6 protein-coding genes and 1 pseudogene are annotated in these 8,045 nt (G+C 70.9%); 4 read left to right on the top strand and 3 right to left on the bottom strand.

Translation table 11 applies throughout. The annotated features are described in order from the left end of the window. Window positions 1-320: 320 nt before the first annotated feature. From AB0O67_RS35335 to AB0O67_RS35325, 3 genes and pseudogenes are all read right to left on the bottom strand, one after another. Window positions 321-1,877: an amino acid permease gene (locus tag AB0O67_RS35335; protein WP_365459535.1), complete on the bottom strand. Its 1,557-nt coding sequence runs from the start codon at window positions 1,875-1,877 to the stop codon at window positions 321-323. A 250-nt stretch (window positions 1,878-2,127) separates the two neighbouring features. Next, a pseudogene (locus AB0O67_RS35330) lies at window positions 2,128-2,783 on the bottom strand (FAD-dependent oxidoreductase); the annotation flags it as partial. 131 nt (window positions 2,784-2,914) lie between these two features. Beyond that, on the bottom strand, window positions 2,915-3,535 hold the full coding sequence (locus AB0O67_RS35325; protein WP_365459541.1) for a hypothetical protein: 621 nt from the start codon (window positions 3,533-3,535) through the stop codon (window positions 2,915-2,917). A 417-nt stretch (window positions 3,536-3,952) separates the two neighbouring features. Here AB0O67_RS35325 and AB0O67_RS35320 point away from each other — a divergent pair, with 417 nt between their 5' ends. The 4 genes from AB0O67_RS35320 to AB0O67_RS35305 form a co-directional block, all read left to right on the top strand. Beyond that, window positions 3,953-6,991 (top strand): nitrate- and nitrite sensing domain-containing protein, encoded by a 3,039-nt coding sequence (locus AB0O67_RS35320; protein WP_365459538.1) that lies wholly within the window; start codon window positions 3,953-3,955, stop codon window positions 6,989-6,991. Next, complete coding sequence (locus tag AB0O67_RS35315; protein ID WP_365459532.1) at window positions 6,988-7,425, top strand: roadblock/LC7 domain-containing protein; 438 nt, start codon at window positions 6,988-6,990, stop codon at window positions 7,423-7,425. The genes AB0O67_RS35320 and AB0O67_RS35315 overlap by 4 nt, the downstream gene beginning before the upstream one ends. Window positions 7,426-7,434: 9 nt before the next feature. After that, a complete protein-coding gene (locus AB0O67_RS35310; protein WP_365459529.1) occupies window positions 7,435-7,830 on the top strand; it encodes a DUF742 domain-containing protein in 396 nt (131 codons plus the stop codon). Between the two features lie 24 nt (window positions 7,831-7,854). Next, on the top strand, window positions 7,855-8,045 hold a 191-nt coding region (locus AB0O67_RS35305), incomplete at its 3' end, for a hydantoinase/oxoprolinase N-terminal domain-containing protein (protein ID WP_365459526.1).

Genomic DNA, 8,045 nt, shown 5'->3' with positions numbered 1-8,045 from the left:
GGTCATCCGGCTGCGCAACGACGCCGACCTGCGGGCGGGGCTGAAGTACATCAGCGTCGAGGAACACCTCAGGCCGGGGCTGCCACCACAGCCCCGGTCCGGCGAGACGGTGCACAGCGAGATCACGGCGACGCGCATGTTCAAGAGGCCTGTCTAGCAGGCCGACTTGATCAGGTCGGCGCACTTCTCGTGCAGGACGGGTGGTGGACGGTGTCGTGGGTCCCGCGGATGCAGTCGAGCAGCTCGTCGTCGGGCCGCACGTCCGGTCCCGGAGCCAGCTCCGCGCCCGCCCAGCCGCTCAGCGCGGCTGTCGGCCTCCTTCAGTCGGCGGGGGCGGCGAGCGGGGCGGTCGGCGGAGTCTGCGCGCGGTGGTCGGCCAGGACACCCGTGCGGTGCCGCTGGACGAACCAGTAGTAGGCGAAGCCGCCGCCCGCGATGATCGCGACGAAGAGCACGGCGCCCCACTGGAGGTACCAGTGGAAGGGGGCCGACGCGTTGTAGACCGAGGCACGCGGCCAGATCAGGTTGACGGTCATCGCGGTGCCCCACAGCACGGTCGCGATGTTGACCGGCAGACCCCAGCGGCCCAGCGAGAACCGGCCCTCGGCAGGCTGCCACCGGCCGCGCAGCCGCGCCACCAGCATGGGCACGGTGACACCCAGATAGGCGAGGTAGATCATGATGATGCCGATGCTGGTGACGACGGTGAAGATCTGCGGCTGGCGGATGTTGACCACGAGGATGGCCAGCGCCAGGACCCCGATGATCACGGCGGGCAGCACCGGCGTCTGGAAGCGCGGGCTGACCCGGGCCAACAGCGCGGACGCGGGCAGGTTGTTGTCCCGGGCCATCGCGAATGCCAACCGGATCGCCGCCGTGTGCACGGCCAGCGCGCAGACCGTCACCGCGATCAGCACGCACCACAGCATCGCCTTGCCGGCCGTCGGACCGAGCACGTCGAGCACGATGTACTGCAGGCCCTGCGTCGACAGCTTGTCCCCGTTCAGCGCGGAGACGCTCATCAGCGCGAGGAGCAGCACGAGCCCGCCGAGGGCGAAGGACGCGACGATCGCCCGGACGATGGCACGCGGCGCGTTCCGGGAGGGGTTCAGGGACTCCTCACCGAGCGAGGCGGCGGTGTCGAAGCCGTACATGACGTACGCCGACGCCAACGAGGCCACCAGGAACGCGCCCAGGTAGCCGGACGAGTGCCCCGTGCCCGTCCCGGCGGTGTCCATGACGACCTGCGGGCCGCGCGTGACGTTCACCGCGAGCAGCACGATCAGTACGACGGTGGCGATCAACTCGATGAACACGCCCGCCGTGTTGATCCGCGCCATCAGCTTGACGCCGAAGGCGTTCACCACGGTGGTGAACAGGATCAGCACCGCGGCCAGGATCACCGCGTTGGTCGCCACGTCGTAGGTGCCGGTGCCGTCCCCCACGAACTGGAAGGACGAGGAGATCTGCGGCAGCGTCAGCTGGTACGCGAGTGCGACGGCCGCGATCGACACGATCGAGGCGACCAGCATCATCCAGCCCGCGAGCCAGCCCAGATGCGGATTGCCTATCTTCTTCGACCAGTTGTAGACCGAGCCGGCGACCGGATGGCGGGCGGCCAGCTCCGCGAAGCAGAGGGCCACCATGAACTGACCGGCGAAGACCAGCGGCCACGACCACCAATAGGCGGGGCCGCCGCTGCCGTATCCGAAGTAGAACAGCTGGAAGGTGCCGGTCAGGATCGAGATGTAGCTGATCCCGGCGGCGAAGGTGTGGAAGTTGCCGAGGGTGCGCTTGAGTTCGGGGCGGTAGCCGAACTCCGCGAGTTCGGCGTCGTCCTGGTGATGTGGGCCGGATGCTTGCTGGGTCGTCGTCATCGGCGGACTCCTGGTGGGCCTGGGGGGCGAGGCGCGGTGCGCGGGGCCGGGGTTCGGGGGCCTTGGGGACGGGGGAGGCAGGCTAGGGGGTGAACCAGCCCCGCGGCGAGGGGTCGGTGTGCGCGGGGGCGTGTGCGGCCAGGGCCCGGTGTCGAAGGCGCGGCGAGCCACGGCGATGGCCTCCGCCGTGTCCTTGCCGCCAGCGGCGCGCCACAGCGGGACGGGCCGCCGATCCGTCGAGCGGGACGGCGAGGCGGGCCGGGTCGAACAGGGCGATCGGGTGCGCGGTCGTGCCGGACAGGGCCAGGTCCGCGAGGATCTCCCCGACCACCGGCACGTAATGGAAGCCGTGCCCGTCGGGCGTGGTCGAGTACACGTGGTCTCCGGCGTGGTGACCTGACCCTTGCGGAAGAAGACGCCGGCGGCGTCCTCCCAGATGTAGATCGGGTGGTTCTCCGGCAGGAAGGGCTCGACGCCCTGCTTCGGCTCGAACGAGACAATGACCTGACGCTCGATCGTGAACGGCCCCCCGACGTCGGCGAGCAGCCATGTCGCCCACGCACCCGGGCACATCACCAGTTGCCCCGCCGTGTACGTGTTCTCGGCGGTGTGCCCCCGGAGCCCGTCCCGGTACGGCTCCCAGCGTGTCACCGGCTCGTCGAACTGCAGCGCGGCGCCCTGACGCCGGGCCGGCTGAAGATGCGCGGCGACGGTGTTCTCGGACCGCAGAAGGCCCGCTTCCGCTCGTGCAGGGCGACTTCGTCGTCCTGGGGCGTCAGGGGCGGGAACCGGCGGCGGATCTCGCCGCTTCCGCTCGTGCAGGGCGACTTCGTCGTCCTGGGGCGTCAGGGGCGGGAACCGGCGGCGGATCTCGGCCGCGTCCAGTACCTCGTGCGCCAGGCCCCACCCTGCTGGGCCCGACCCGGGGCACCGCGACCGCCAACCGACCGTCAGTCTTGACCAGCTACCCCCCGGGACGCCAACGAACTGCCCCCGGCCAGGCCGACCGGCATGGCCCGAACTGCCGACCCGTGGCCTCAGGGGTGCGACAACTGCCCAGCCCCACCCCGCCCGTGTATCCGCTCCTGCGCCCGCCCGGCGGCCCGTGCCTGCCGCCGGGCCCGCCGGCGTTCGCGGCGCAGCGCCCGTGCGGTGCTGCTCGGCATCGACACCACGCCGTTGCGCTGGTTCCAGACCTGTCGTGTCACCCAGACGTCCAGGACACTCCACGTGGCCGCCACGGTGCTGGCGATACTGCTGAGCACCATGGGGAACGCGAGCCAGGAGCCTGCCAGGGTGCACAGGAACGCCACCATCGCCTGTATCAGCGTCACGGAAATGATGAGCACGGCCCGCACCGCCGCCGTCCGTACCGGCTCCGGCAGCCGACGTCGCTTCGCGGGCTCCTCGATCCACAACGGCCGGTAGGACGGTCGCTCCTGGGACGTGTCCGATTCCCGGGACCGGTCGGTGCCCCCGTATGCCGCCCGCCCTCCGGTCTCGGCCTTCCGTTCGCTCTTCTCCGGCGTGAAGTCCCCGTCCGTCGCCGTGGGTCCGCCCACCCGAATGTCGTGATCCGGCGCCTCGGCGCCCCGCTGCGCCGTCACTTGTGCGACTCCACCCGTCTCGGGTGCCTCTTGCCGCTCCGCCGTGCCCATCACCGTGTCACTCCCCACCGCCAGCAGACCTCTTGCCCCGGTCCGAAGACCCGACTCCCCAGTGGCTGCCCGGCTTGCGCTGTTTTACGCCGCCCGGGTGCAGGATGCGGCTCCTGTGGCCGATTCCGCCCCCATTCCCTGTACAGAAGGACGAACGGTGCGCCCCGAAGATTCCCGGCGAACGAAGAATTCTGGCCAAACACCCAGACCTGCCGACCGGATCAGGGTTCACGCGTGCGGCCGGATTCGGGGCGGCGATCTCCCACAATGACCGGACAACTCTCCATGCCCGGCAGGCATGCGGAAGATCGCCTTCCGGAACGGTCTTCGAGTTACGGGTGCGTCGGTAGTAGGCTCGCGCCGTTTGTTGACGCACATGTGTACCCCCTGCCGGTGGGGGTCGAGCTGGGGGAGGCCATGCGCTTTCGCGGGAAGTCCATCCGCCGGAAGATCGTGGCGCTGCTTCTCGTGCCGTTGCTGTCCCTGAGCGCGATCTGGGCCTTCGCCACGCTACTCACGGGGCGCGAGGCAGCACAGCTGTTCAGCGCTTCGTCCGTGGTCGAGAAGATCGGCTACCCGGCCGAGGACACCGTCCGGGTCCTTCAGCAGGAACGCCGGCAGACCCTGGTCTATCTCGCCGACCCTCGCGCCTCCGACGGACTCGCCGCGCTCAGACGCAGCCGCGCCGCCACCGACGAGGCCGTCGCCAAGGTCCGCAGGAACGCCGCCAGTGCGGAGCTGCGCGACGACCTCGGTGAGACCTCGGGCGAGCGGCTGACCGCCGTCCTGGACGCGTTCGACGGCATAGGATCCCTGCGCCAGAGCGTGGAGGACGGCACGGTCAACCGCTCGCAGGCGCTGGACCTCTACAACCGCCTGGTCGACCCGTGCTTCGTCCTCCTCGGTGACCTCCACGTCGTCGACAACGTGGAGATGGACACCCAGTACCGCGCCCTCGTCAACGTGGTCCGCGCCCGCGAACTCCTCTCCCGTGAGGACGCCCTCCTCGGCTCGGCGCTGGTCGTCGGCAGGCTCTCCCGTGCCGAGATCCGTGACGTCTCCGACCTCGTGGCCCAGCGGGGCGTCCTGTACGACTCCAGCCTGCCGATGCTGCCCAGTTCGGAACGCGAACGGTACGAGCGCTTCTGGAAGAACGCCGCCACCGCTCCACTGCGGGTGGCCGAGGAGTCCGCCGTGGCCTCCGCCTCGGGTGACGCAGGCGGGATCTCGGCGCAGACGTGGGACACCACGGCCGGCAACGTGCTCGACGACCTCGGCACCCTCGACGACGAGGCCGGGGACCGCTACCAGGACCGCATCCGCCCGATCGCCACCGGCATCATCGTCAAGGCCGTCGTGGCCGGCTTCCTCGGCCTGATCGCCGTACTGGTCTCGCTCGTCGTCTCCATCCGCGTCGGCCGCGGCCTCATCCGTGACCTGCGCCAACTCCGGCTGGAGGCCCACGAGGCCTCCGGCGTCCGACTGCCCAGCGTGATGCGCCGCCTGTCCGTGGGGGAGCAGGTGGACGTGGAGACCGAGGTACCGCGCCTGGAGTTCGACAGGAACGAGATCGGCGAGGTCGGCCAGGCCCTCAACACCCTCCAGCGCGCCGCCGTCGAAGCCGCCGTCAAGCAGGCCGCGCTGCGCGCCGGCGTGTCCGAGGTCTTCGTGAACCTCGCTCGCCGCAGCCAGGTCCTCCTGCACAAGCAGCTCACCCTGCTCGACGCGATGGAGCGCAGGACCGAGGACACCGAGGAACTCGCCGACCTCTTCCGCCTCGACCACCTCACCACGCGGATGCGCCGGCACGCCGAGGGCCTGGTGATCCTCTCCGGCGCCGCGCCCTCCCGGCAGTGGCGCAAGCCCATCCAGCTGATGGACATCGTGCGCGCCGCCGTCGCCGAGGTCGAGGACTACGAACGCATCGAGGTCCGCCGCCTGCCCCGGGTCGCCGTCACCGGCCCGGCGGTCGCCGACCTCACCCATCTCGTGGCCGAACTCCTGGAGAACGCCACGGCCTTCTCCCCGCCGCACACGGCCGTCCAGGTCCTCGGCGAGCACGTGGCCAACGGATTCACGTTGGAGATCCACGACCGCGGCCTCGGCATGGCGGCCGAGGCGCTGCTGGACGCCAACCTGCGGCTCGCCGAGACCCCGGAGTTCGAGCTGTCCGACACGGACCGGCTGGGCCTCTTCGTGGTCAGCCGGCTCGCCCAGCGCCAGAACGTCCGGGTCTCGCTGCAGCCCTCTCCGTACGGCGGCACGACGGCCGTCGTCTTCATCCCCGACTCGCTGCTGACGGACGAGGTGCCCGACACCAACGGTCTCGGCTTCCGCCTCGACCGTCCGCGCCCGTCCCGCGAGGCCGAACTCGAGGAGAGCCGCAGGACCGCGTTCTCCCACGTGCCGGTACAACTGCCCGGACGACCCCCGGCGTTGCTCGACGGGCCGGTCGAGCTGGAGGGCCCGGTCGACCTCGACGCCATCGAGGGCCTCCCGGACGCACTCGACGGTGAGGAGAGCGAACGTGGCGGGCTGTTCCGCCCGCGTCGCGGCCTCACTCCCGCGGACGGGGACACGACGCCCAGGTCCGACGTCCCCGGCGGTCCTGCCCGCTCCGAGGCGGCCGATCATGTCAACCCCCCGGTGCCGCTGCCTCGCCGCCGCACACCCAAGCTGGTGAGCTCGCACGGCCGACCGGTCACCGACCAGCGGTCCCGGCGCCCGGAGGCGGACGAGGAGAACGCGACCGGCCCCGGCCCGCGCCGCCCGGAACAGGACGGCACCCCACCCCTGCCGACCCGTCGCCGCGGCGGCTCACCCTTCGGCCGGGCCGGTGAGCCCACCGGTGGGATCAGCGGCCCGAACGAGCCCACCGGCCGCGACACCGGCGAGCCCTCCGATCGCCCGAGCAAGATCCTCGGCAGCGACTCCCTGGCGAAGGAGCTTTCTGAGGCGAAGGAGCTCTCTGAAGCAAGAAGCTCCGCCGAAACAGCCGAAACAGCCGAAACAGCCGAAGCAGCCGAAGCAGCCGAAGCAGCCGAAGCAGCCGAAGCAGCCGAAGCAGCGAGCCCTGCCGAGACGAACGGCTCCTCCGAGGGCACCGAACCTTCGCTTCGCCGCCTTGGCGAAGGCGCCGGACCCCGGACGCAGGATCTCGGCCAGGACGGCGACACCGGACCCGCGCGCCCGGGCGGGCCCGGCCCCGAGACACCCGGCACCGGTGCCCTGCCCCGCCGTGTCCGCCAGGCCAGCCTGGCGCCGCAGCTCAGGCAGGATCCCGGTCGCCGTGCCGAGGACCGAACGGCGCCGGTGGAACGCGACGCCGACGAGGTCCGCAGCCGCATGGCCTCGCTCCAGCGCGGCTGGCAGCGCGGCCGCCAGGAGAACGCCACGGGGGACGACACCCACCGGGGCACAGCACCACAAGGAACGACAAAGGGGGACGGTCGATGACCGCACCGAAGGCGACCGGCCAGACCGTGAACGGGAAGTCCGGCGAGCTCAACTGGCTTCTCGACGATCTCGTGGACCGCGTCGCGAGCATCCGCAAGGCCGTGGTGCTCTCCGGCGACGGCTTGGCGACGGGGGTCTCCAAGGACCTGACCCGGGAGGACGGCGAGCACCTGGCCGCCGTCGCGTCCGGTTTCCACAGCCTCGCCAAGGGCGTCGGCCGGCACTTCGAGGCGGGAAGCGTCCGGCAGACGGTCGTCGAACTCGACGACGCCTTCCTCTTCGTCACGGCCGCCGGCGACGGCAGCTGTCTCGCCGTCCTGTCCGACGCCGACTCGGACGTCGGCCTGGTCGCCTACGAGATGACGCTTCTCGTGAAGCGGGTCGGCGTGCATCTGGGCACCGCTCCACGCACCGATCTGCCCTCCGGCGGGTAGTGGGATGGCATGAGCGCAGACGGTCAGGCAAGAAGCCACTGGTTCGACGACGAAGCAGGACCGGTCGTCCGTCCGTACGCCATGACGCGGGGCCGCACCAGCCATGCGTCCCAGCACCGCCTCGATCTCATCGCGGTGGTCGTGACGGAGCCGCACGTGGACGCCCCGGAGACGGACCCGACCCTGTCCCCGGAGCACGTGGACATCGTGGAGCTGTGCCGTGAGGTCCCGCAGTCGGTCGCCGAACTCGCAGCGGAACTCGATCTGCCCATCGGAGTCATACGGGTACTCGTAGGGGACCTGACGGACGCGGAACTGGTCCATGTGACTCGGCCCGTCCCCCCGGCCGAGCTGCCGGACGAAAGTATTCTGCGCGACGTGATCAACGGCCTCCGGGCGCTCTGAGCAGCGCGGAAGCGAGGTGGAGACGTGACAGGCTGGCAGTTCTGGGTCGACCGGGGCGGCACCTTCACCGATATCGTCGCGCGGCGCCCGGACGGACGGCTGCTGATCCACAAGCTGCTGTCCGACAATCCGGCACGCTACTCCGACGCGGCCGTCGCGGGCATACGCGAACTCCTCTCCGGCTCCGGCGACCCCGTCGAAGCGGTACGCATGGG

Origin of the sequence: Streptomyces sp. NPDC086077 (assembly GCF_040686175.1) — a bacterium.
Lineage (GTDB): Bacteria > Actinomycetota > Actinomycetes > Streptomycetales > Streptomycetaceae > Streptomyces.
This window is presented reverse-complemented; position numbering and strand designations above follow the sequence as displayed.